This window comes from Proteus sp. STS61-E (genome assembly GCF_040932335.1).
In the GTDB taxonomy this organism is placed as follows: Bacteria; Pseudomonadota; Gammaproteobacteria; order Enterobacterales; family Enterobacteriaceae; genus Proteus; species Proteus mirabilis_B.
In genome coordinates, this window is record NZ_JBFQGE010000008.1 from 237,358 (window position 1) to 258,880 (window position 21,523).

The 21,523-nt window shown below is 39.0% G+C and carries 21 protein-coding genes; 17 read left to right on the top strand and 4 right to left on the bottom strand.

Annotated features, from left to right (window positions below; all coding sequences use genetic code 11):
* Positions 1-50: 50 nt before the first annotated feature.
* The gene (locus tag AB4J89_RS17520; RefSeq protein ID WP_088493906.1) at positions 51-443 is read right to left on the bottom strand and encodes a YidB family protein; all 393 of its coding nucleotides are present in this window, start codon (positions 441-443) and stop codon (positions 51-53) included.
* A gap of 559 nt (positions 444-1,002) precedes the next feature.
* On the opposite strand from AB4J89_RS17520, the gene udp reads away from it, so the two are divergent.
* The 10 genes from udp to tatC all read left to right on the top strand — a co-directional run bounded on the left by udp (position 1,003) and on the right by tatC (position 9,558).
* The gene (udp, locus tag AB4J89_RS17525) at positions 1,003-1,761 is read left to right on the top strand and encodes a uridine phosphorylase (protein ID WP_023583501.1); all 759 of its coding nucleotides are present in this window, start codon (positions 1,003-1,005) and stop codon (positions 1,759-1,761) included.
* Between the two features lie 147 nt (positions 1,762-1,908).
* The gene (locus AB4J89_RS17530; RefSeq protein ID WP_088493905.1) at positions 1,909-2,691 is read left to right on the top strand and encodes a tyrosine-protein phosphatase; all 783 of its coding nucleotides are present in this window, start codon (positions 1,909-1,911) and stop codon (positions 2,689-2,691) included.
* 71 nt (positions 2,692-2,762) lie between these two features.
* Positions 2,763-3,293 carry a DedA family protein gene (locus AB4J89_RS17535; RefSeq protein WP_088493904.1) on the top strand — a complete coding sequence of 177 codons (531 nt, stop codon included), beginning with the start codon at positions 2,763-2,765 and terminating at the stop codon, positions 3,291-3,293.
* A gap of 102 nt (positions 3,294-3,395) precedes the next feature.
* A complete protein-coding gene (rmuC, locus tag AB4J89_RS17540; RefSeq protein WP_102949417.1) occupies positions 3,396-4,736 on the top strand; it encodes a DNA recombination protein RmuC in 1,341 nt (446 codons plus the stop codon).
* Between the two features lie 83 nt (positions 4,737-4,819).
* Positions 4,820-5,575: a bifunctional demethylmenaquinone methyltransferase/2-methoxy-6-polyprenyl-1,4-benzoquinol methylase UbiE gene (gene ubiE, locus AB4J89_RS17545; RefSeq protein ID WP_075672293.1), complete on the top strand. Its 756-nt coding sequence runs from the start codon at positions 4,820-4,822 to the stop codon at positions 5,573-5,575.
* A 1-nt stretch (position 5,576) separates the two neighbouring features.
* Positions 5,577-6,218: an SCP2 domain-containing protein gene (locus tag AB4J89_RS17550; protein WP_088493903.1), complete on the top strand. Its 642-nt coding sequence runs from the start codon at positions 5,577-5,579 to the stop codon at positions 6,216-6,218.
* Complete coding sequence (gene ubiB / locus AB4J89_RS17555) at positions 6,218-7,855, top strand: ubiquinone biosynthesis regulatory protein kinase UbiB (protein ID WP_023583497.1); 1,638 nt, start codon at positions 6,218-6,220, stop codon at positions 7,853-7,855. The genes AB4J89_RS17550 and ubiB overlap by 1 nt, the downstream gene beginning before the upstream one ends.
* Before the next feature lie 125 nt (positions 7,856-7,980).
* On the top strand, positions 7,981-8,250 hold the full coding sequence (gene tatA, locus AB4J89_RS17560; protein WP_006535549.1) for a twin-arginine translocase TatA/TatE family subunit: 270 nt from the start codon (positions 7,981-7,983) through the stop codon (positions 8,248-8,250).
* A gap of 3 nt (positions 8,251-8,253) precedes the next feature.
* The gene (gene tatB, locus AB4J89_RS17565; RefSeq protein ID WP_088493902.1) at positions 8,254-8,769 is read left to right on the top strand and encodes a Sec-independent protein translocase protein TatB; all 516 of its coding nucleotides are present in this window, start codon (positions 8,254-8,256) and stop codon (positions 8,767-8,769) included.
* A 3-nt stretch (positions 8,770-8,772) separates the two neighbouring features.
* Complete coding sequence (tatC, locus tag AB4J89_RS17570) at positions 8,773-9,558, top strand: Sec-independent protein translocase subunit TatC (protein WP_088493901.1); 786 nt, start codon at positions 8,773-8,775, stop codon at positions 9,556-9,558.
* 62 nt (positions 9,559-9,620) lie between these two features.
* Here tatC and rfaH read toward each other — a convergent pair whose 3' ends face one another.
* The gene (gene rfaH, locus AB4J89_RS17575) at positions 9,621-10,121 is read right to left on the bottom strand and encodes a transcription/translation regulatory transformer protein RfaH (RefSeq protein ID WP_088493900.1); all 501 of its coding nucleotides are present in this window, start codon (positions 10,119-10,121) and stop codon (positions 9,621-9,623) included.
* Between the two features lie 288 nt (positions 10,122-10,409).
* Between rfaH and pepE the strand changes: the two genes are divergently transcribed.
* The 3 genes from pepE (at position 10,410) to fre (ending at position 13,442) form a co-directional block, all read left to right on the top strand.
* Entirely contained in the window at positions 10,410-11,135 is a 726-nt protein-coding gene (gene pepE, locus AB4J89_RS17580) for a dipeptidase PepE (protein WP_023583493.1), read from the top strand.
* 120 nt (positions 11,136-11,255) lie between these two features.
* A complete protein-coding gene (gene ubiD / locus AB4J89_RS17585; protein ID WP_088493899.1) occupies positions 11,256-12,725 on the top strand; it encodes a 4-hydroxy-3-polyprenylbenzoate decarboxylase in 1,470 nt (489 codons plus the stop codon).
* A gap of 15 nt (positions 12,726-12,740) precedes the next feature.
* Positions 12,741-13,442 (top strand): NAD(P)H-flavin reductase, encoded by a 702-nt coding sequence (gene fre / locus AB4J89_RS17590; RefSeq protein ID WP_088493898.1) that lies wholly within the window; start codon positions 12,741-12,743, stop codon positions 13,440-13,442.
* Between the two features lie 149 nt (positions 13,443-13,591).
* Here the strand turns inward: fre and fadA are convergent, their stop codons facing one another.
* Both fadA and fadB read right to left on the bottom strand, forming a co-directional pair.
* Positions 13,592-14,755 carry an acetyl-CoA C-acyltransferase FadA gene (fadA, locus tag AB4J89_RS17595; protein ID WP_088493897.1) on the bottom strand — a complete coding sequence of 388 codons (1,164 nt, stop codon included), beginning with the start codon at positions 14,753-14,755 and terminating at the stop codon, positions 13,592-13,594.
* An 11-nt stretch (positions 14,756-14,766) separates the two neighbouring features.
* Positions 14,767-16,947, bottom strand: a complete 2,181-nt coding sequence (gene fadB / locus AB4J89_RS17600; protein ID WP_368470124.1) for a fatty acid oxidation complex subunit alpha FadB — start codon at positions 16,945-16,947, stop codon at positions 14,767-14,769.
* Between the two features lie 267 nt (positions 16,948-17,214).
* Here fadB and pepQ point away from each other — a divergent pair, with 267 nt between their 5' ends.
* Genes pepQ through hemG form a run of 4 tightly spaced genes read left to right on the top strand, consistent with a single transcriptional unit; the run spans position 17,215 to position 21,197 of the window.
* The gene (pepQ, locus tag AB4J89_RS17605) at positions 17,215-18,549 is read left to right on the top strand and encodes a Xaa-Pro dipeptidase (RefSeq protein ID WP_088493895.1); all 1,335 of its coding nucleotides are present in this window, start codon (positions 17,215-17,217) and stop codon (positions 18,547-18,549) included.
* The gene (locus AB4J89_RS17610) at positions 18,549-19,169 is read left to right on the top strand and encodes an IMPACT family protein (RefSeq protein WP_194951719.1); all 621 of its coding nucleotides are present in this window, start codon (positions 18,549-18,551) and stop codon (positions 19,167-19,169) included. The genes pepQ and AB4J89_RS17610 overlap by 1 nt, the downstream gene beginning before the upstream one ends.
* 25 nt (positions 19,170-19,194) lie before the next feature.
* Positions 19,195-20,646, top strand: coding sequence for a Trk system potassium transporter TrkH (gene trkH / locus AB4J89_RS17615; protein ID WP_368470127.1), 1,452 nt, complete (start codon positions 19,195-19,197; stop codon positions 20,644-20,646).
* Positions 20,647-20,666: 20 nt separating this feature from the next.
* Entirely contained in the window at positions 20,667-21,197 is a 531-nt protein-coding gene (hemG, locus tag AB4J89_RS17620) for a menaquinone-dependent protoporphyrinogen IX dehydrogenase (RefSeq protein WP_088493893.1), read from the top strand.
* Positions 21,198-21,523: the final 326 nt, after the last annotated feature.

The window sequence follows — 21,523 nt, forward strand, 5'->3', positions numbered from 1 at the left end:
GTTTTCTCTTATGGGATGTAAGGGAAAACGCATTAAAACAGTCTGTTTATTTAGCCGCCAAAAATCTTCGCTTTTAAAATATCCATACCAGCACTGACTAAATCTAAATCTTGAGGTATAACGCCATCCGGCGTGACTTTATCAATTAATTTAGGTAAGTATTGTGCTGCCATTTCAGAAGCTTCTGTCGCGTTTAAATTAATTTTTGACGCAAGTTCATTAATAACAGGTGATGAAAAAACCGCTACGATTTGTTCAGCACTGATAGGTAAATTTGTATTGGTACTTATCCAAGATTGAATAAGCTCACTTAAACCCGCTGTATCAAATTGCTTTACTAAGCCTTCAATGCCGCCTTGAGATCCAATCCAGTCAAGGACAGTTTTATATTGATTGATTTTTTCGCCACCAAGTAGGCTCGCAATTTGGTTAAATAAGCTCATGTTTACTCCAGTGACGGTGTGTTTGTCACATTAGGTGTTTATTTTAAGGGCGGGTAGTGTACGCGTTATGTTCGTTATACTTCAAGCTACTCGTCATACTTCAAGCTACTCGTCATACTTCAAGTCGTAGCGTTGTTGACTTCATTCTCTCGCGCTAGTCACATACTATTGTATGCTCCTAGCGACTCGTTCTTTTGTCGCCTAGCTACATCTTGAACTATTTAGAGTATTTACTCGTCATACTTCAAGTTGTAGCGTTGTTGACTTCTAGCTACATCTTGAATTATTTAGAGTATATGTGCATCAAGGTATTTGTGTCGTCTATACTGATAAATGAAATGTTTATTTTAGTGAATGATTGAAGTAAGCGAATATGGGTGATGTATTCGCTGAAAATGTATTTCGAATGCTGTTTTTCGTGATTATGGTCACAATTTTATGAAATTGTTGCTTTGTTTGGTGCCTTGTAAGTGATGTTTGTCACTAAAAAGGTCTGGAAAACTGATACAGTAACTTTTAATTTAATGATCATTGGTTTTGTCCCATTGAGGAGTCCGATATGTCTGATGTATTTCACTTAGGTTTAACCAAAAATGACCTACAGGGTGCCACTTTAGCAATTGTTCCAGGTGATCCTAAGCGAGTTGAAAAAATTGCAAAATTAATGGATAACCCAGTTCATCTGGCTTCTTTACGTGAATACACGTCATGGCGTGGCGAAATTGATGGCAAGGCCGTCATTGTTTGCTCAACAGGTATCGGTGGTCCATCTACTTCTATCGCTGTTGAAGAATTAGCACAGTTAGGTATTCGTACTTTTTTACGTATTGGTACAACAGGTGCGATTCAAGAGCATATCAATGTAGGTGATATTCTTGTCACCACTGCTGCGGTTCGTTTAGATGGCGCAAGCTTACATTTCGCACCAATGGAATTCCCAGCTGTTTCTGATTTTGAATGTATGAACGCACTGTACAAAGCCGCTAAAGACAATGGCTCAACTGTACACGTAGGGGTTACTGCATCTTCAGATACATTCTATCCAGGACAAGAACGTTACGACACCTATACAGGTCGTGTTGTTCGCCGTTTCAAAGGCTCTATGAAAGAGTGGCAAGAAATGGGCGTAATGAACTATGAAATGGAATCTGCAACATTATTAACAATGTGTGCAAGCCAAGGTTTACGTGCAGGTATGGTTGCGGGTGTTATCGTAAACCGTACTCAACAAGAAATTCCAGATGCGGAATTACTGAAGAAAACTGAAAATAATGCACTAGGTATCGTTATCGAAGCCGCTCGCATTTTAATGAAATAAGTTTTTTTCATCAAATATGAAAGCCCTTAATACATAAGTATTAAGGGCTTTTTTTGTATGGTAATTCATCAAGTTAATGTGTTAACAGACGCTGATTTCTGTTAAGGTCTTTGAGGTCTTAACAATACAACAATGAGAAGAGGCATTATGACTGATATATTACAAACACATCCTTCGGTGTTGCCTTTAGTCGGCGGAATTAACTTTCGTGATTTAGGCGGTAAAAAATTGAGTAACGGTGGTGTTATTAAACCCGGAATGCTCTTTCGCTCAGGCTCGCTGGATAGATTAACCAATACAGACCAATCTCTTCTCATTGATAAAAATCTTTTTCAAATCATTGATTATCGCGATACTGGCGAAATCGTTGATAAACCAGACCGAGTCTGGGACGGTGCGCAATATTATCATGCACCTGCCAATCCGTTATCCAAAGAAGTCTCTGCCAATCTTGAAAAGCTGACACCTGAAATACTTGAGCAGTTTGATGCTAAAGCCTTTATGTTTCAGTTATATAAATTGTTACCTATTAATAACCCTGCCTATAAACAATTAGCTACGTTATTAAAGCAACCCGAAAAAGGGGGCGTAGTGCAACACTGTGCAGTAGGTAAAGACAGAACAGGTGTTGGCTCAGCTTTAGTATTATTCGCACTCGGTGCATCTTTAGATGTGGTAATGGAAGATTACTTGCTAACCAATGAAACATTAGCGCCTTATCGCGCTTATCTTTTAGAAGAACATGCCAAAACAATGAGTGATAGCATTGTTGATAAATTTGCCTATGTTTATTCGGTACAAGAAGAGTTTCTGCAAACGGCATTAGCTAGTATTAATCAGCATTACGGTAATGTGGATACTTGGCTAGAAAAAGATATCGGTTTAGATGCTTCTAGCCGAGATGCCTTACAAAATTATTTTCTAGAGTAATGAAGTGATTTATATTCGGTTAATCAGAATGTTTTATTTCACTTAGGTTAACCGAATTTAAGGTCTCTATTTTGACAGTACAAGACATTATTCATACCATCACCCTCTTTGTAAAAGAGCACGAGATCTGGGCTATTCCGATCGTGTTCTTTCTTGCTTTTGGTGAATCACTCGCGTTTATCTCTTTGCTTATTCCCGCCACGGTTATTTTATTGGGATTAGGTGCTTTAATTGGTGAAAGTGGTCTGTTTTTTTGGCCGATTTGGCTTGCGGCTGCATTAGGTGCTTTCTTTGGTGATTGGATATCGTACTGGGTAGGATTTCACTATAAAGACGGTGTGAAAAATTTGTGGCCAATTTCACGTTCACCACAAACATTGGTTAGAGGCCATCAGTTCTTTAATCGCTGGGGAATTTGGGGCGTGTTTATTGGTCGATTTTTTGGGCCTTTTCGTGCCATTGTCCCGTTAGTTGCGGGTATTTGTGCGATGCCACAACGTTATTTTCAAATTGCTAATTTAACCTCAGCCATGATTTGGGCTTTTGGCATTTTGGCACCCGGTGCTTTTGGTTTGCAATGGCTTGCGAAATGGATGGGATAACTGCGTCCTTTATCGCAAATCAAGTCATGATGTAAATTGTTGCTAGACAATATTACCTATGCGTTTTAACGTAGCCCGCTGGAAAGTAAAAAGGTCACTTTAGTGGATATTCAGTTGTTATATGGGATCATTGGTTTATTAGGTGGTGTACTTGTTGGAGGCGCGCTGGTTTGGTGGTCTATCCAACAACGTTTATCCGATAAAGAAGCCATGCTACGTGAAAATCACACACAGCTTGCTATCGCTCAAGAAAAAGCGGTAATTATCCCTTCTTTACAACAACATATAGAACAACTAGAGCAAGAATTACGTGCTCAGCGAGAAATTATTACCTCTCAAGAAGCTGAATTAAGAGAAGTGACAACTCGTTGGGAAGAAAGCCGAATATCCGCAGAAGAAAAACAACGATTATTAATAAATAGTGAGCAACGGCTTGCAACGCAGTTTGAGAACTTAGCTAATCGTATTTTCGAACAAAGTGGACGTAAAGCTGAAGAGTTGAATCGCCAAGGATTGACACACTTACTTTCCCCCTTTCGTGAACAGCTCGAAAGCTTTCGGCGACAAGTTCAAGATGGTTTTGGGCAAGAAGCCAGAGAGCGACATACCTTGGTTCATGAAATTCGCCAGCTTCAACAATTGAATGTAAAAATGGCACAAGAAGCCGTTAACTTAACCAATGCCTTGAAGGGGGATAATAAAGTTCAAGGTAACTGGGGCGAGACAGTATTAGCACGTATATTAGAGTCTTCAGGATTACGTGAAGGTCATGAATTTGAAACACAGGTGAGTATTCGACATGAAAATGGTAGTCGCTATCAACCTGATGTAATTGTGCATCTACCTCATGGTAGAGATGTTATTATCGACGCTAAAATGTCGCTGGTGGCATATGAAAAGTATTTTAGTAGTGATAATGATAATGAACGCAAACAAGCGCTTTATGCGCATGTGAACTCAATTAAAGCGCATATTAAAGGATTGAGTGTAAAAGATTATCATAAACTACCGGGTGTAACGTCTTTAGACTATGTTTTAATGTTTATACCTATTGAGCCAGCTTATCTTGTTGCGATTGGTCATTCTCCAGACTTGCTAGAAGAAGCATTGAAAAACAATATTATGTTAGTTGGGCCATCTACTTTACTTGTTGCTTTGCGTACAATAGCCGCATTATGGCGTTATGAATATCAAAGCCAAAATGCGCAAGAAATTGCAGACAGAGCGGCTAAAATGTATGACAAATTAAGACTTTTCGTTGATGATATGCAAGGGCTAGGAAACAGTATTCAAAAAGCGCAGTCTGGCTATCTATTAGCGATGAAAAAACTCTCTGAAGGTCGTGGAAATCTAATCAGTCAAGCGGAAGGCTTTAAATCCTTAGGGGTTGAGATAAAAAAAACGATTGATAATGATCTCATTGAAAAATCAGCATCTGATTGATTTGATAAAATAAAGAGATATCGATTTCTGAGAACGACCAGTACTGAATTTACTAAATTTTGATTAATTAGCGGGCAAATAATATGACTCAACAAACTAAGGAAACAACTGATTTTGGTTTCCAAACCGTTGACAAAGATGATAAACAAACCATGGTTGCAAGGGTTTTTCACTCTGTCGCGTCTAAGTATGATTTAATGAATGACTTGATGTCTTTCGGTGTTCACCGCATTTGGAAACGTTATACCATTGAAGCAAGTGGTGTTAGACGTAACCAACGTGTTCTTGACCTTGCTGGTGGTACTGGTGATTTAACGGCTAAATTCTCTCGTCTTGTGGGTGAAAATGGGGAAGTTGTTTTAGCTGATATCAATGACTCAATGCTGAAAATGGGACGTGAAAAGCTACGCGATCACGGTATTGTGGGTAATGTTAACTATGTACAGGCAAATGCTGAAGAGTTACCGTTCCCAGATAACCATTTTGACTGCATCACAATCTCCTTTGGCTTACGTAATGTGACAGATAAAGCAAAAGCGTTACGTTCTATGTTCCGTGTATTAAAGCCAGGTGGACGTCTGCTGGTGCTAGAATTCTCTAAACCTGTTCTTGATCCTTTAAGCAAGATTTATGATGCTTACTCTTTCCATATCCTACCAAAAATTGGTCAAGTGATTGTTAATGATGCTGAAAGCTACCGTTATTTAACGGAGTCAATTCGTATGCATCCAGACCAAGAAACACTAAAAGGTATGATGGAAGAAGCTGGATTTGATCAAGTTACCTATACCAATATGACCGGAGGTATAGTTGCATTACACAAAGGATTTAAATTCTGAGATGGAAAAAGCCACTTTTTCTCATGATATTGCTTCTCAAGTACTGTATCCGCTGCTAACAGCATCAATGGAGACAGCACTTAATCACGTTTTATATCAGGAAAATGTGCTTAAACCTGCCCGCAATCGCCTTGCGGGCAAAGTGTTGGCGCTTTCTATCAATGAGTTTCCTCGTTCCATCTACTTAGTCTTTAGTGAACAACAAGTTGATGTATTAAGTCAGTGGGATGATGAAACTGATTGTTTGATAAAAACAAAATTATTAACTCTAATTAAGCTTCGTGACCGTCAAAAAATGTCAGAACTAATCAACCGTGGCGATATCACTATCGATGGTGATATGCAGGTTGTTCAAAATTGGTCTGCATTATTAGATATGGCGCAGTGGGAGCCCGCGCAATATTTAGCACCTTATATCGGTGATATTGCAGCACAAAGCCTGACTGTTGTTGCAGGAAAGGGTGTTCAGTTATTTTCTTCACTCTTAAGTCACCAAAAAGATTATTTACGTGACGCATTAATTGAAGAGTGGAAAACCGCACCTAGTGCATTAGAAACAGTCCATTTTTATGATGAAATAGAAGAACTTGCACAGCAAACTGCCGAGCTGGAAAAACGGTTAGGCACATTGGAGAAAAAATAATGCTCCTTAGTGAGTTAAAGCGCCTCTATCATATTATTCAGGTATTTTTATCTTATGGGCTTGATGAGTTAATTCCTAAACACCGAATTACTTTACCTGCAAGATTAGGATGCCGAGCACTATTTTGGATTAAAAATAAACATCCAGAAAAACCATTAGGTGAACGCTTACGACTCGCATTGCAAACATTAGGCCCTGTTTGGATTAAATTAGGCCAAATGTTATCAACTCGACGTGATCTTTTCCCTCCTCAAATCGCTGACCAGCTTGCTTTATTACAAGACAAAGTCGCTCCTTTTGATGGTAAGAAAGCACGACAATATATCGAAAACTCATTTGGTGGCCCTATTGACCAATGGTTTGATGATTTTGATGAAACCCCACTAGCTTCCGCTTCTATTGCACAGGTTCACACTGCAAAATTAAAAGAAAACGGCAAAGAAGTGGTACTAAAGGTTATTCGTCCTGATATTCAGCCTGTTATCAAAGCGGATATCCGTTTGATGTATCGCTTGGCAAATTTATTACCGTTTTTACCTGATGGTCGTCGTTTACGACCAAAAGAGGTGATCCGCGAATACGAAAAAACATTACTCGATGAGCTAAATTTACTGCGTGAAGCGGCTAATGCTATTCAGTTACGTCGTAATTTTGAAAATAGCTCTATGTTGTATATTCCTGAAGTGTATTCAGATTATTGTCATGAAAACGTGATGGTAATGGAGCGTATTTATGGTATTCCCGTTTCTGATATTGAAGCGTTGAATGCACAAAAGACGAATATGAAGCTTCTTGCAGAGCGTGGCGTAAAAGTCTTTTTCACTCAGGTGTTTAGAGACAGTTTTTTCCATGCTGATATGCATCCTGGTAATGTGTTTATTAGCTATGATCACCCTGAAAACCCATATTATATCGGTATTGATTGCGGGATCGTTGGGTCATTAAATAAAGAAGATAAACGCTATTTAGCTGAAAACTTCTTAGCCTTCTTTAACCGTGATTACCGAAAAGTTGCAGAATTACATGTTGATTCAGGCTGGGTGCCAGCGGATACCAATGTAGAAGATTTTGAATTTGCGATCCGTACTGTGTGTGAACCGATTTTTGAAAAGCCACTTTCCGAGATCTCATTTGGACATGTGTTACTTAATCTTTTCAATACAGCACGCCGCTTCAATATGGAAGTACAACCGCAGTTAGTTTTACTTCAAAAAACATTGCTTTATGTTGAAGGGCTTGGTCGCCAGCTATATCCACAATTGGATTTATGGAAAACGGCAAAACCTTTCTTAGAAGATTGGTTACATAGTCAGATTGGTATCACGGCACTAGTGAATGGTATAAAAAGCAAAGCGCCTTACTGGATTGAAAAAATGCCAGAGATACCAGAGTTGGTTTATGATAGTCTGAAGCAACATAAAAATATGAAGTTAACGCTAGACAAATTGACGGAACAAATAAGTTCGCAAAGAGTCAAACAGAGACAGTCTCTATTTTTATTGGGTATAGGTACAACACTGTTTTTATGCGGTAGCCTGTTTTTTGTTTCTGGTTTTAAAACATTATTCAGTGTTTTTATCAGTTTAGGCCTTCTTGCATGGATTTTGGGTTGGTTTAGATCTGGTAATGCACAATAAAAACACATCAAAGTTTGTCTTTGAGCAAGTTAAAAGATGAATTCGAGATTCCCGAAAATTGAATTCGTTGTATATAATGGGCACTGTTATTAAGTATAACCCCGAAAATAGTTGAGGAACATAAAATGGGCGGTATTAGCATTTGGCAATTACTCATCATCGCTGTCATCGTTGTCTTATTATTTGGTACAAATAAACTGCGCACATTGGGCTCAGATTTAGGTGCATCAGTAAAAGGCTTTAAAAAAGCGATTGGTGACGAAGCTGCAGATAAAGACACCAACAACGCTGAAAAAACAAATAACGACGCAGATTTTGATACTAAAAATTTAGCGCAGAAGACTTCAACAGAAGAGAAGTCTACAACTGAGAGCAAAAACAAAGAGCAGGTGTAAACCGTGTTTGACATTGGTTTTAGTCAGCTGCTATTGGTCATGGTGATTGGTCTTGTTTTTCTGGGGCCAGAACGTTTGCCCGTAGCAGTAAAAACAATTGCTGGCTGGGTAAGGGCGTTACGCTCTTTGGCTGCGAATGTGCAAAATGAACTGACTCAAGAACTAAAACTTCAAGAACTCCAAGAGAGCTTGAAAAAAGTTGAAGAGAAAGCAAATTTGCAAACGCTATCGCCAGAGCTGAAAGCGTCTATGGATGAGTTAAAAGAGGCTGCACAGTCTTTAAAACAAACTTATCAAGCACCTACAACGCCAGACTCCACTAAAGAGCAGTCTGTAAAAACCGACTCTACGGAACCTTCACCTTCTGATTTAGCCGCACTTGCTGAAGCTGATGAAGTTAATGATGATGCTAATCGCCATAAACCTGTGGCAGAAAGTGTTACAAAAACAGAAGTTCCTGTTACTCAACCAGTAACAATAGAGAAAAAAACAACTGATCAGGTCAATGGTGAGCATTAAAACATGGCAGTAAATGATACCCAACCGCTGATCAGCCATTTAATAGAACTACGCAAGCGTTTGATGTATAGCTTAGTGTCAGTTCTGGTGGTTTTTTTAGCGCTGGTTTATTTTTCTAACGATATCTATCAATTAGTCTCGGCTCCATTACTCGAAAAGTTGCCAAAAGGGTCAAATATGAGTGCGACGGATGTTGCCTCTACATTTTTGACACCGATTAAATTGACAATCATGGTATCCGTTTTTGCTTCTGTGCCTGTTATTCTTTATCAGGTATGGGCTTTTATCGCACCAGCATTGTATAAACACGAACGCCGCTTAATGCTGCCATTACTTGTTTCAAGTACAGTATTATTCTATCTCGGTATGGCGTTTGCTTATTTTGTTGTGTTCCCTCTCGCGTTTGGCTTCTTTGTTAATACAACCCCTGAAGGGGTTAACTTTATTCCAGATATCAGTAAATATCTAAGTTTTGTAATGACGCTATTTATGGCGTTTGGTGCAGCTTTTGAAGTACCTATTGCGATTATTTTACTGTGCTGGAGTGGTGTAACAACACCTGATGCCTTAAAGAAAAAACGTCCTTATATTCTTGTGGGTGCCTTTGTCGTTGGTATGGTATTAACCCCACCAGATGTTTTCTCTCAAACCTTACTAGCAATACCTATGTACTTACTGTTTGAAATCGGTGTCATGGTATCGCGCTTTTATGTAGGCAAGGGAAGAAGAGCATCTGAAGAAGAACCTGAGGAAGCAGCGGCGGAAGCTGAAGCAGAACAGCAAAAATAATTTTAGAAACGATTTTCTAAAATAATATGATGTTAGCCCAGCAATTGCTGGGTTAACTTTTTCTAGAGTGACTCTTTTTTAAACTCTTTATTTCCTACTGATTTTTTCACTTCACTATTTAATATATTCAAAAGCAAAATTGAACGGGTCTCTCCATCAGGCTCTTGATATATAGCTTTGATCCCTTGAAAAATACCCTCTGTAATTAACACACTGTCGCCACTATGAGGCACATTTTCTTCACTATAAGTTAGCGAAGAAAGCTGCGGTATTTGCAGTGTGTCAATTACATCTTGAGGAACGGTGACAGGATATTGCCCAAAGCGAACAAACGAATTTACGCCACGGGTTGAGTTAATGGTCGTGGTATGGATCACTTCAGGATCAAACTCAATGAAAAGGTAATTAGGGAAAAGCGGTTCTGTTACGGTAGTGCGCTTTCCTCTTAATACTTTTTCTATGGTTACCATAGGTGTAAAACAGCCCACTTGCTGACGTTCTAAGTGTTCGATAGCACGAGGAATTTGCCCTCGTTTACAATACAGCAAGTGCCAATTTTTCATAATAGAGACAATAGGTTAGTTAAATTTAATTTAAGCGATGATAGCAAATTTATAATTAAGGTAACAGTATCTATCAGGGATTAAATAAAAAATAGAGTAACGTGGTTTTATACTGAAAAAAGAACAAAAAAGCCGTGTTTATACGCAATAAAAAGGCTTGTTTTTATGACTTTCAGTTGGATCTCGGATAGAGGTAACAAGTTGACAAAAAAGTGATGGTAAAAACAAGAAAAAGCTTTCAAGATAATTATCTTAGAATTTTGTTCATAATTATAAAGAGGTTCTGTAATGGAAGTTTTTTTATTAAGTAACGGAAAAATTGCCGGGGACCCACGTTGGTTAAGTTATGCAAAAGATAATATCGATAGCATGATTAAAAAACGCGGTATTCGTTCTGCTGTATTAATTGCTTATGCCGTTATTCGTTCCGATCATGATCAACGTGCTCGTGATTTATCAGAAGTGTTAGGTATTGAAGTTACTTGTATTGAACATTTTGATTCAGAAGTTGATGCAATCAATAATGCAGAATGTATTTTAGTCAGTGGTGGTAATACTTGGTTATTAAACCAAATGCTGCATGAAAAAGGATTGGTTGTTCCTATTCAACGTGCAGTACGTGAGCGCAATATTCCTTATATTGGTTGGAGTGCAGGTTGTAACGTTGCAACACCAACAATTCGTACTACTAATGATATGCCAGTACGCTCTTCTGTTATTATGCCTTCATTAGGTTTATTCCCTGTTCAAATTAACCCACATTACATTGATGCTTCTATCAGTGGTCATATGGGTGAAACTCGCGATGAGCGTATTGCAGAATTTTGTGCAATTAACCCTGAAGAGATTGTTGTGGCTATCCGTGAAGGTAGTTACTTATATATTCAAGGCGAAGAATTACATTATTACAGCGCTAAAAATGAAGGTTTTAAAATCTTCCAACATGGAAAAACATTCCCTGAACAGTTTGATACTAAATTACTTTCAGAGTGGGTTCCATTCCGCTGTTTATAAGCATAGTGAACGCTACTAAATAAAAAGCATTGCATTTTAGTGAGTTATGCGTTTAGCTTATAGCGTCTCAAAGAGGGCATTGGCCCTCTTTTCTTTCACTCACTGGCTCGTAAGATTATGATGAAATACCGCGATTTAAGAGATTTTCTTTCATTATTAGAAGAAAAAGGTGAATTAAAACGTATCACCTATGAAATAGATCCCTACCTTGAAATGACCGAAATAGCGGACAGAACTTTACGTGCCGGTGGGCCAGCGCTGTTGTTTGAAAACCCTAAAGGGTTTGATATGCCAGTGCTTTGTAACTTATTTGGTACACCAGAGCGTGTAGCAATGGGAATGGGGCAAGATGATGTTAAAGCCCTACACGAAGTTGGAAAGTTATTAGCATTTCTAAAAGAGCCTGATCCTCCGAAAGGTTTTCGTGATCTCTTTGATAAGTTACCTAAATTTAAGCAAGTTTTAAATATGCCAACAAAACGCTTGAGTAAAGCCCCTTGTCAGGAAGTGGTTTTAACCGGTGACGATGTTGATTTAACGAAGATCCCTGTTATGCATTGTTGGCCTGAAGATGCGGCACCTTTGATTACTTGGGGATTAACGGTGACTCGTGGTCCATTGAAAGAGCGTCAAAACCTAGGTATTTATCGCCAGCAAGTGCTGGGTAAAAATAAAGTGATTATGCGCTGGCTATCGCATCGTGGTGGTGCTTTAGATTTTCAAGAGTGGTGTCAAAAACATCCCGGCGAACGGTTTCCAGTTTCCGTAGCATTAGGGGCAGATCCAGCTACTATTTTAGGTGCAGTAACACCTGTACCTGATACCTTATCTGAATATGCATTCGCGGGTTTACTGCGTGGTAATAAATCAGAAGTTGTAAAATGTCTTTCAAATGATCTTGAAGTACCTGCAAGTGCTGAAATTATTCTTGAAGGTTACATTGAACCCGGAGAATTAGCCCCAGAAGGACCATATGGTGACCATACAGGATATTATAATGAGATTGACTCTTTCCCTGTGTTTACTATTACGCATTTAACGCGCCGTAAAGATGCAATTTATCATTCAACATATACGGGACGTCCGCCTGATGAACCCGCAGTATTAGGTGTTGCGTTAAATGAAGTACTTGTTCCAATTTTACAAAAACAGTTTCCTGAAATTGTAGATTTTTATTTACCTCCTGAAGGATGTTCTTACCGTTTAGCGGTTGTGACAATGAAGAAGCAGTATGCAGGTCATGCTAAACGCGTAATGATGGGAGTTTGGTCTTACTTACGGCAATTTATGTACACCAAATTTGTGATTGTTTGCGATGATGATGTCAATGCAAGAGATTGGAAAGATGTGATTTGGGCAATCACGACCAGAATGGACCCTGCGAGAGATACCATTATGATGGAAAATACGCCTATTGATTATCTCGACTTCGCTTCACCTGTTTCTGGATTAGGATCAAAAATGGGTCTTGATGCAACTAACAAATGGCCGGGTGAAACAGATAGAGAGTGGGGTAGACCTATTGTGATGTCTGATGAAGTTAAGCAACGAGTCGATACTATTTGGGAACAGCTCGATATTCTTAAATAATAACAGAGGAACAACATGGCAATACTGAATTGTAAAGTCTCACTTGTTGAGCCGATGACAGATACGGTTTATCGGGTAAGGCTTTTACCCGATGGCGAATTTGATTTTCAGGCTGGGCAATATCTTTTAGCGGTTATGGATGAACGTGATAAACGTCCTTTTTCTATTGCATCTATACCTGAAAACAAAGACTTTATTGAACTTCATATTGGTGCGTCTGAACTCAATCTTTATGCGATGGCAGTGCTTGATGTGATATTAGAAAAACAGCAGCTTACCATTGATATCCCTCATGGGAATGCGTGGTTTAAAAAAGGGAGTCAACGCCCTCTATTATTAATTGCTGGCGGTACAGGATTCTCTTATACCCACTCAATTTTATTGGCTGCATTAGCTGAAAATCCACAGCGACCTATTACGATTTATTGGGGCGGAAGAGAAAGCGTTCATCTTTATGATCTCAATGAATTACAAGAATTATCAGAATTACATCCGTCTTTGTCTGTGGTTCCAGTGGTTGAGCAACCAGATGAAGCATGGCGAGGCAGAAAAGGTACGGTATTAACGGCAATAAGCGAAGATTTTGGTGATTTATCAGAATATGATATTTACATCGCAGGACGTTTTGAAATGGCAAAAATAGCCAGAGATCGTTTTTGTAATGAGCGTAATGCAGATAAAACACGCCTATTTAGCGATGCTTTTGAATTTATCTGATAAAACGAGAGTACCCCGCTATTTGTGATTATTTTCGTTTTTAAAACCATAAAAAAACCCGCCCCTGACGGCGGGAAAATGGTTTCTAACCATGCAATCGAAAAGAATACTTTCTCAACGATAAGAATGTGGATATACAGAATACAGCGTTAAACACGTTCTATAATCGTTGCAATACCTTGCCCTAATCCAATACACATTGTGGCTAAGCCAAATTGTGCATCTTTACGCTCCATAATATTTAATAATGAAGTGGTTATCCGAGAGCCTGAACAACCTAAAGGATGTCCTAAGGCTATCGCTCCGCCATTTAAATTAATTTTGTCATCGATACTATCGAGCAAATTCATTTTCTTCATGCAAGCTAATGACTGTGCAGCAAAAGCTTCATTTAGCTCAAAAATATCAATATCGCTCAATGTTAACCCTGCTTTTTTCAACGCAATTTCTGTCGCAGGAACAGGGCCATAACCCATAATTGCGGGATCACATCCTGTCACAGACATTGCACGAATAACGGCGCGAGGTTTTAAGTTGTGCTCTTTGGCGTAACGTTCACTAGTGATAAACATCGCGGATGCACCATCGGAAACCGCAGATGAATTACCTGCTGTTACCGAGCCTGTGGCGGGATCAAATACAGGTTTAAGTTGCGCTAATTCCTCAAGACTTGGGTTATAACGAATAACTTCATCATTTTTTACATTGATAAAATTACCCGTTGCATCATGACCATTGATAGCCACTATCTCATTATCAAAATAACCTTGCTGTGTGGCTATCGCCGCTAAATGATGCGAGCGATAAGCAAATTTATCTTGCTCTTCGCGTGAAATTTGGAATGATTTTGCTAGCATTTCTGCTGTTAATCCCATTGAAAATGAGGCCTTAGCAACAGAAAGATTAAGTGATGGATTAAAATCCGCATTATAAGTCATTGGCACATGACCCATATGCTCAACACCACCGATTAATGCTACTTGGCTATCACCCAACATAATTTGGCGTGCACCATCATGTAATGCTTGCATTGATGAGCCACATAACCGGTTAACTGTAACTGCAGGAACCTTGTGTGGAAGTTCAGCCAATAACGCCGCATTACGAGCAATATTAAAACCTTGCTCTAAAGTTTGTTGTACGCAACCCCAAATTACATCTCCGATATCATTAGGATTAATATTAGGATTACGTTTTAGTAGTGCTTGCATCAGGTGAGCAGAGAGATTTTCCGCTCTGACATGGCGAAATGCACCACCTTTTGAGCGTCCCATTGGAGTACGAATACCATCAATTATGACAACCTTTTCCATTTCATATCTCCTTAAGCGAGTTCTCTGATGTTAACATCTACTTTTGCGGGTTTTGGATAATAGGTTTCATTGCGCTGTGCTTTTTGTTTTAAGCTTTCAGGGATTTGATAAAGAGGCCCTAATGATGCGTATTGCTGTGCATCTGCAACAAATTGCGCTAATCCGATAGTATCAAGATAACGGAATACACCACCGCGGAAAGGAGGGAAGCCTAAACCATAAACTAACGCAATATCAGCTTCTGCTGGTGAAGCAATAATACCTTCATCTAAGCAACGGATAACTTCATTGATCATGGGGATCATCATACGAGCGATAATTGCATCTTGGCTAAACTCTTGCGTTTTGCCTGCATTTTGTTGAATAAGTGTTTGAATTTGACCATCAACAGATTTCTGTTTTTTACCTCGTTTATCAACAGAGTAATTATAGAAACCATGATTATTTTTCTGGCCATATCGCTGTTGCTCATATAAAAGAGCAATCGCATCTCGCTCAATTGTCCCCATTCTGTCAGGGAAACCTTGAGCCATTACTGCTTGAGCGTGATTTGCTGTATCAATACCAACAACATCAAGTAGGTATGCAGGTCCCATAGGCCAACCAAATACCTTTTCCATCACTTTATCAACGGCAATAAAATCAGCACCATCTCTTAGTAATAGAGAGAATCCTGCAAAATAAGGAAATAGGACTCGGTTTACAAAGAAGCCAGGGCAATCATTAACAATAATCGGTGTTTTTCCCATTTTACTGGCGTAGCTGACTATACGGTTAATGGTTTCTTCACTGGTTTTTTCGCCTTTAATGATTTCGACCAGCGGCATTCGATGAACTGGGTTAAAGAAGTGCATCCCACAGAAATTCTCAGGGCGTTTTAAGGATTTTGCGAGTAATGAAATAGGAATAGTTGAAGTATTGGAAGCAAGGATCGCGTTATCAGCTAATAGTGCTTCTGTTTCTGCAAGCACAGTTGCCTTTACTTTTGGATTTTCAACAACTGCTTCGACAACAACATCCGCATCGCTGACAGAGGTATAATTTAGTGTTGGTTGAATAGAGGCGAGAGTTTTCGCCATATCTACGGCACTCATTCGACCTTTTTCTTGTCGTTTTTGCAATAGGCTTAAGGCTTCATTCATACCCAGCTCAAGGGATTTTTGGTTAATATCCTTCATTACAACAGGAATGCCTTTTAGGGCAGATTGATAGGATATTCCACCTCCCATGATCCCCGCACCTAATACGGCAGCCTGTTTAGGTAATTCGGCATGACGTTTTTTCGTGATATTTTTCACGTACTGATCATTAAGGAAAATACCGACTAAGGCTTTTGCAACATCAGTGCGTGTGAGCTTAACAAAGTTTTCAGTTTCGAGAGCTAGTGCTTCGTCTCTATTTAGAAAAGCTGCTTTTTCAATAGTTTTTACTGCGGTGATGGGCGCTGGATAATGAGGACCAGCTACTTTCATCACCATACCTTTAGCGACACTAAAAGACATTTTATGTTCAAGCTCTGTCAGTCTTAATGGTGCTGTTTTTGGATGACGTGCCGCTTTCCAATCAATTTTGTCTTCAATTGCTTGTTCGATTAACGAAATAGCACTCTCTTTTAAATTTTCTAGAGGAACAATTGCTTGGATTAATCCATTTTGAAGGGCTGTTTGAGCATCAACATCTTTACCCGCAGTAATAATTTCTAATGCGTTATCGACGCCAATTAAACGAGGAAGACGTACAGAACCACCAAAGCCAGGCATGATCCCAAGTTTCGTTTCTGGTAAACCGATACGCAAATCAGGAGAAGCAATACGAAAATCAGTAGCAAGTACGCACTCGCAGCCACCGCCAAGTGCATAGCCATTAATCGCGGAAACGGTAGGAACTGGTAAGTCTTCAAGTCGACTAAAAATCTGATTAGAGAAATGTAGCCACTGAGATAATTCTTCTTCAGGGGCATCAAAAAGGGATAAAAACTCAGTAATATCAGCACCGACAATAAACGCCGGTTTTTCTGAACGCAAGATAACGCCTTTTAGGTCCGGTGTTGCTTCTAATACCGTTAAAGCCTCACTTAGCATGGCAACCGTTTTGGTATCTAATTTATTAATAGAACCTTTGGCGTTGAAAATGAGTTCAACAATACCTTGTTTCACCCAATCGGCTTGAATATTTTCGCTTTGATAGAGCATTTGTATTCTCCCTAAATATATAGACTGGTATGACCAGATATTAAGAGTGTGAATACTATGTTAAATAAATGCAAATATTTGATTAAAAAACTGCAAGGGTGATCACAGTGAAATTATTCAACTTATTGAATTCTATGTTGTTGCTCAGTTTGCTAAAAAGAGGAGCGATAAATCGGCAATAATCTATTTTTGTTATGGGGTTAGCCACTAAAAGAGTTGGCGTGTTAAGCTGAATCATTAACAATGAATAAGATAAGGTAATTAATAATGGAAAAATTGCTCTCTCTGTACCAAGAACATATCAAAACTCTACAAAATCGTACTCGTGATGCTTTATCCAGACACCATCTTGATTCTGTATTAATTCATTCTGGTGAACCTATTCGAGTTTTCCTTGATGACAGTGATTATCCTTTTAAAGTGAATGCTCATTTTAAAGCATGGGTGCCTGTGACAGATGTACCACATTGCTGGCTATTAGCGGATGGTGTTAATAAACCTAAATTATGGTTCTATTCCCCAGTTGACTATTGGCACAGTGTTGAAGCTTTACCAAGTAGCTATTGGACGCATGAAATTGAGTTAATTCATCTTAAAAATGTTGATGATATTCAAAAAGAGCTAGCACCTTATATTAATAAAAATACTGCTTATATTGGCCCAAATACACAGCGAGCAGAATCACTAGGTGTGAGTATTGATAATATCAACAATCAATCTCTTCTTAATTATTATCATTACTATCGTGCTTACAAAACAGGTTATGAATTAGCCTGTATGCGTGAAGCACAAAAAATGGCTGTTAACGGACACATTGCTGCTCGCGAAGCATTCCAAGCTGGATTAAGTGAGTTTGATATTAATATGGCATATTTAATGGCAACAGGTCATCGTGATACCGATGTACCTTATGGCAATATTGTCGCCTTAAATGAACACGCCGCTGTTTTGCATTACACAAAGCTAGATCATGAATCCCCAGATGAATATCGTAGTTTCCTTATTGATGCGGGTGCAGAGTATAATGGTTACGCAGCCGATATCACTCGTACTTATAGCGCAAAAGAAAACCATGAATTTACTTCGTTAGTTAAAGATATGAATGATGCGCAACAAGCGCTGATTGCAACGATGAAAGCAGGTGTGCGTTATACTGAATACCATGTTCAAATGCATCAACGTATTGCTGGATTACTTAATAAGTACGGCATTGTTAAAGGTGTTAGTGAAGAAGAGATGGTGAGTGCTGGATTAACTACACCATTTTTACCTCATGGTTTAGGGCACGCTTTAGGTCTGCAAGTTCATGATGCGGCTGGTTTTATGCAAGATGATAAAGGTACCCATTTAGCGGCTCCTGCAATGTATCCATTCTTACGTTGCACTCGTATTGTTGAACCGGGCATGGTATTAACAATTGAACCTGGATTTTACTTTATCGACTCTCTGCTAGAGCCTTGGAAAGAAGGGAAATACAGTACTCATTTCAATTGGAAGCTGATTGAACATTTCAAACCATTTGGTGGTATTCGTATTGAAGATAATATTATTATCCACGATAACAAAATTGAAAATATGACCAGAGACTTACACTTAGCCTGATGAAAGCATATTTGATCCCCGCTGAAACCGTAGAATTCAGTGAAGAAATAAAGAAGAGTCGTTTTATTACATTTATTGCTCACACTGAAGGTATTGATGCAGCAAAAGCTTATATTCAGTCTATCAAAGAGCAATTTCCTGATGCCCGACACCACTGTTGGGCTTTTGTTGCAGGAAGACCCGATGACTCACAACAGTTAGGTTTTTCTGATGATGGTGAGCCAACAGGTACTGCGGGAAAACCTATTCTTGCACCTCTTTTAGGGAGTGGAATGGGAGAAGTTACCGCGGTGGTTGTTCGGTATTTCGGTGGGATCAAATTAGGAACCGGTGGATTAGTTAGGGCTTATGGTAGTGGCGTTCAACAAGCATTAAAGCTTTTGCCAACAAAAACAAAAGTGCCACAATTGCGTTTTAGTGTAGCGTGTGAATATTCACTTGTTTCATTACTTGAACAAGTCGTTGAACAATATCATGGGCAAGTACTTTCAAGTGAATATACTGATAAAGTGACTTTTATACTTTCATTGCCAGCCGTAGATAGCGGTGAAGTCGAAGTTAAACTTCGTGATATAAGTCGTGGCAGTATGCAATTAATCCCGTTAGATAAAAATGAATAATCTTTGCTACCAAGGAAATCGCTAAATGCATTTTCGTTCAATAACCCGTATTGTCGGACTGCTTGTCATCTTATTTTCTGTCACGATGATCATTCCCGGTATTGTCGCATTAATATATCGAGATGGAGTAGGGCGTGCATTTAGCCAAACATTTATTGTTGCATTGATCATTGGGTTAATGCTGTGGATACCCAATCGACATAAAAAAAGTGAGCTTAAGCCTAAAGAAGGCTTTCTTATTGTTGTCTTATTTTGGACGGTACTGGGTAGTGTAGGGGCATTGCCGTTTATTTTTTCTGAACAACCTCACCTTTCTATTACTGATGCCTTTTTTGAATCTTTCTCTGGACTGACTACGACTGGAGCCACAACGCTTGTGGGGCTAGATTCATTACCTAAAGCTATTTTGTTTTATCGTCAAATGCTCCAATGGTTAGGCGGGATGGGGATCATTGTATTAGCTGTCGCGATTCTTCCACTTTTAGGGGTTGGGGGAATGCAGTTATATCGTGCAGAAATGCCGGGGCCATTGAAAGATAATAAAATGCGTCCCCGAATTGCAGAAACAGCGAAAGCACTTTGGCTTATCTATGTCTTATTAACCATCATTTGTGCCCTAGCATTATGGATTGCAGGCATGGATGTGTTTGATGCTATTTCTCATAGCTTTTCAACGATTGCAATTGGTGGGTTTTCTACTCACGATGCCAGTATCGGTTATTTTAACAGCCCAACCATTAACATCATTATTGGTGTATTCCTTTTGATCTCTGGTTGTAACTTTGGTTTGCACTTTGCTGTATTAACGGGAAGAAGCTTAAATATCTATTGGCGTGATCCTGAATTTCGTATGTTTATCTCAATTCAATTGGGATTAGTCATTATCTGTAGCGGTATTCTGTGGCTTTATTCTGTATATGACACAGGATGGATAACTATAAATCAGGCTTTTTTCCAAGTTGTCTCTATGGCGACAACGGCAGGTTTTGCCACGGATAGCTTTGCGCAATGGCCTGCATTTTTACCTCTTCTATTATTATGCTCGGCATTTATTGGTGGCTGTGCGGGTTCAACAGGTGGGGGATTAAAAGTCATTCGTATTTTGCTTTTATTCCTACAAGGGAATCGTGAATTAAAACGTCTTGTTCACCCCAATGCTGTTTATACCATCAAACTTGGTCATCGAGCATTACCTGAACGCATTATTGAAGCAGTGTGGGGATTCTTCTCTGCTTATGCGTTGGTATTTATTATTAGCTTAATGTTGTTGATAGCGACAGGCGTTGATGAATTTTCTGCATTTTCTGCTATTGCAACCACATTAAATAATCTTGGCCCTGGATTAGGTATTGTTGCTGACAACTTTACGACAATGAATCCAGCTGCAAAATGGATACTTGTCGTGACAATGCTATTTGGACGACTCGAAGTTTTCACACTCTTGGTTTTATTTACCCCAACGTTTTGGCGTGATTAACCTAATACAAGGAGTAATGTATGAGCGCACTATTGCTGTATTGTAGTACTGATGGTCAAACTAAAAAGATAATGACGCAAATTGCGAATGAATTAAGACAACATGGTCATGATTGTGATGTGAGAGATTTAACCTCTGTTCAGCAGAGTTTAAATTTGTCTTCTTATAGTAAAGTCTTAGTCGGTGCTTCTATCCGCTATGGTTATTTTAATAAAGCTCTCGATAAATTTATTACTCGCCATCTTACACAGTTAAATAATATGCCGTCCGCATTCTTTGGCGTTAATCTTACGGCAAGAAAAGCTGAGAAGAATACACCAGAGACTAATTCCTATATACGCAAGTTCCTAGAGAAGACACCTTGGAAGCCAACTTTAACTGGTGTATTTGCTGGTGCTCTTTATTATCCTCGTTATAAATGGATTGATAGAGTCATGATCCAGTTAATTATGAAGATGACTAAAGGCGAAACTGATCCAACAAAAGAAATTGAATATACGGATTGGAATAAAGTAAGCGAATTTGCGACGTATTTTGCCAAAATTGAGTGATATTTAATCTTTGTTGTGGGGTTTTTATACGTCTTGTTGGAGTTTTGAACGAACAGAAAATTATTTTAAAAAAACACTTGCGCTAATCCGGGAACTCCCTATAATGCGCATCCACTGACCGACGATGAGCTGACAACAGCCACGAAGGACAGCGAAGAGAAAAGAAAAAAGTTTGAAAAAACTCTTGACTCTTCAGAGGAATAACGTAATATACGCCTCCTCGCAACAACGCAGAAGACCGGAAACGGCAGCGACAGTTGCACTGCTCTTTAACAAATTATCAGACAATCTGTGTGGGCACTCGCAGAGACGATATCTTCTAAAAT

What these genes read in the sequence shown, in the direction of transcription:
- AB4J89_RS17520 (WP_088493906.1), bottom strand. Translation starts at nt 443, where the DNA reads ATGAGCTTATTTAACCAAATTGCGAGCCTACTTGGTGGCGAAAAAATC.
- udp (WP_023583501.1), top strand. Translation starts at nt 1,003, where the DNA reads ATGTCTGATGTATTTCACTTAGGTTTAACCAAAAATGACCTACAGGGT.
- AB4J89_RS17530 (WP_088493905.1), top strand. Translation starts at nt 1,909, where the DNA reads ATGACTGATATATTACAAACACATCCTTCGGTGTTGCCTTTAGTCGGC.
- ubiE (WP_075672293.1), top strand. Translation starts at nt 4,820, where the DNA reads ATGACTCAACAAACTAAGGAAACAACTGATTTTGGTTTCCAAACCGTT.
- AB4J89_RS17550 (WP_088493903.1), top strand. Translation starts at nt 5,577, where the DNA reads ATGGAAAAAGCCACTTTTTCTCATGATATTGCTTCTCAAGTACTGTAT.
- ubiB (WP_023583497.1), top strand. Translation starts at nt 6,218, where the DNA reads ATGCTCCTTAGTGAGTTAAAGCGCCTCTATCATATTATTCAGGTATTT.
- tatA (WP_006535549.1), top strand. Translation starts at nt 7,981, where the DNA reads ATGGGCGGTATTAGCATTTGGCAATTACTCATCATCGCTGTCATCGTT.
- tatC (WP_088493901.1), top strand. Translation starts at nt 8,773, where the DNA reads ATGGCAGTAAATGATACCCAACCGCTGATCAGCCATTTAATAGAACTA.
- rfaH (WP_088493900.1), bottom strand. Translation starts at nt 10,121, where the DNA reads ATGAAAAATTGGCACTTGCTGTATTGTAAACGAGGGCAAATTCCTCGT.
- pepE (WP_023583493.1), top strand. Translation starts at nt 10,410, where the DNA reads ATGGAAGTTTTTTTATTAAGTAACGGAAAAATTGCCGGGGACCCACGT.
- ubiD (WP_088493899.1), top strand. Translation starts at nt 11,256, where the DNA reads ATGAAATACCGCGATTTAAGAGATTTTCTTTCATTATTAGAAGAAAAA.
- fre (WP_088493898.1), top strand. Translation starts at nt 12,741, where the DNA reads ATGGCAATACTGAATTGTAAAGTCTCACTTGTTGAGCCGATGACAGAT.
- fadA (WP_088493897.1), bottom strand. Translation starts at nt 14,755, where the DNA reads ATGGAAAAGGTTGTCATAATTGATGGTATTCGTACTCCAATGGGACGC.
- fadB (WP_368470124.1), bottom strand. Translation starts at nt 16,947, where the DNA reads ATGCTCTATCAAAGCGAAAATATTCAAGCCGATTGGGTGAAACAAGGT.
- pepQ (WP_088493895.1), top strand. Translation starts at nt 17,215, where the DNA reads ATGGAAAAATTGCTCTCTCTGTACCAAGAACATATCAAAACTCTACAA.
- AB4J89_RS17610 (WP_194951719.1), top strand. Translation starts at nt 18,549, where the DNA reads ATGAAAGCATATTTGATCCCCGCTGAAACCGTAGAATTCAGTGAAGAA.
- trkH (WP_368470127.1), top strand. Translation starts at nt 19,195, where the DNA reads ATGCATTTTCGTTCAATAACCCGTATTGTCGGACTGCTTGTCATCTTA.
- hemG (WP_088493893.1), top strand. Translation starts at nt 20,667, where the DNA reads ATGAGCGCACTATTGCTGTATTGTAGTACTGATGGTCAAACTAAAAAG.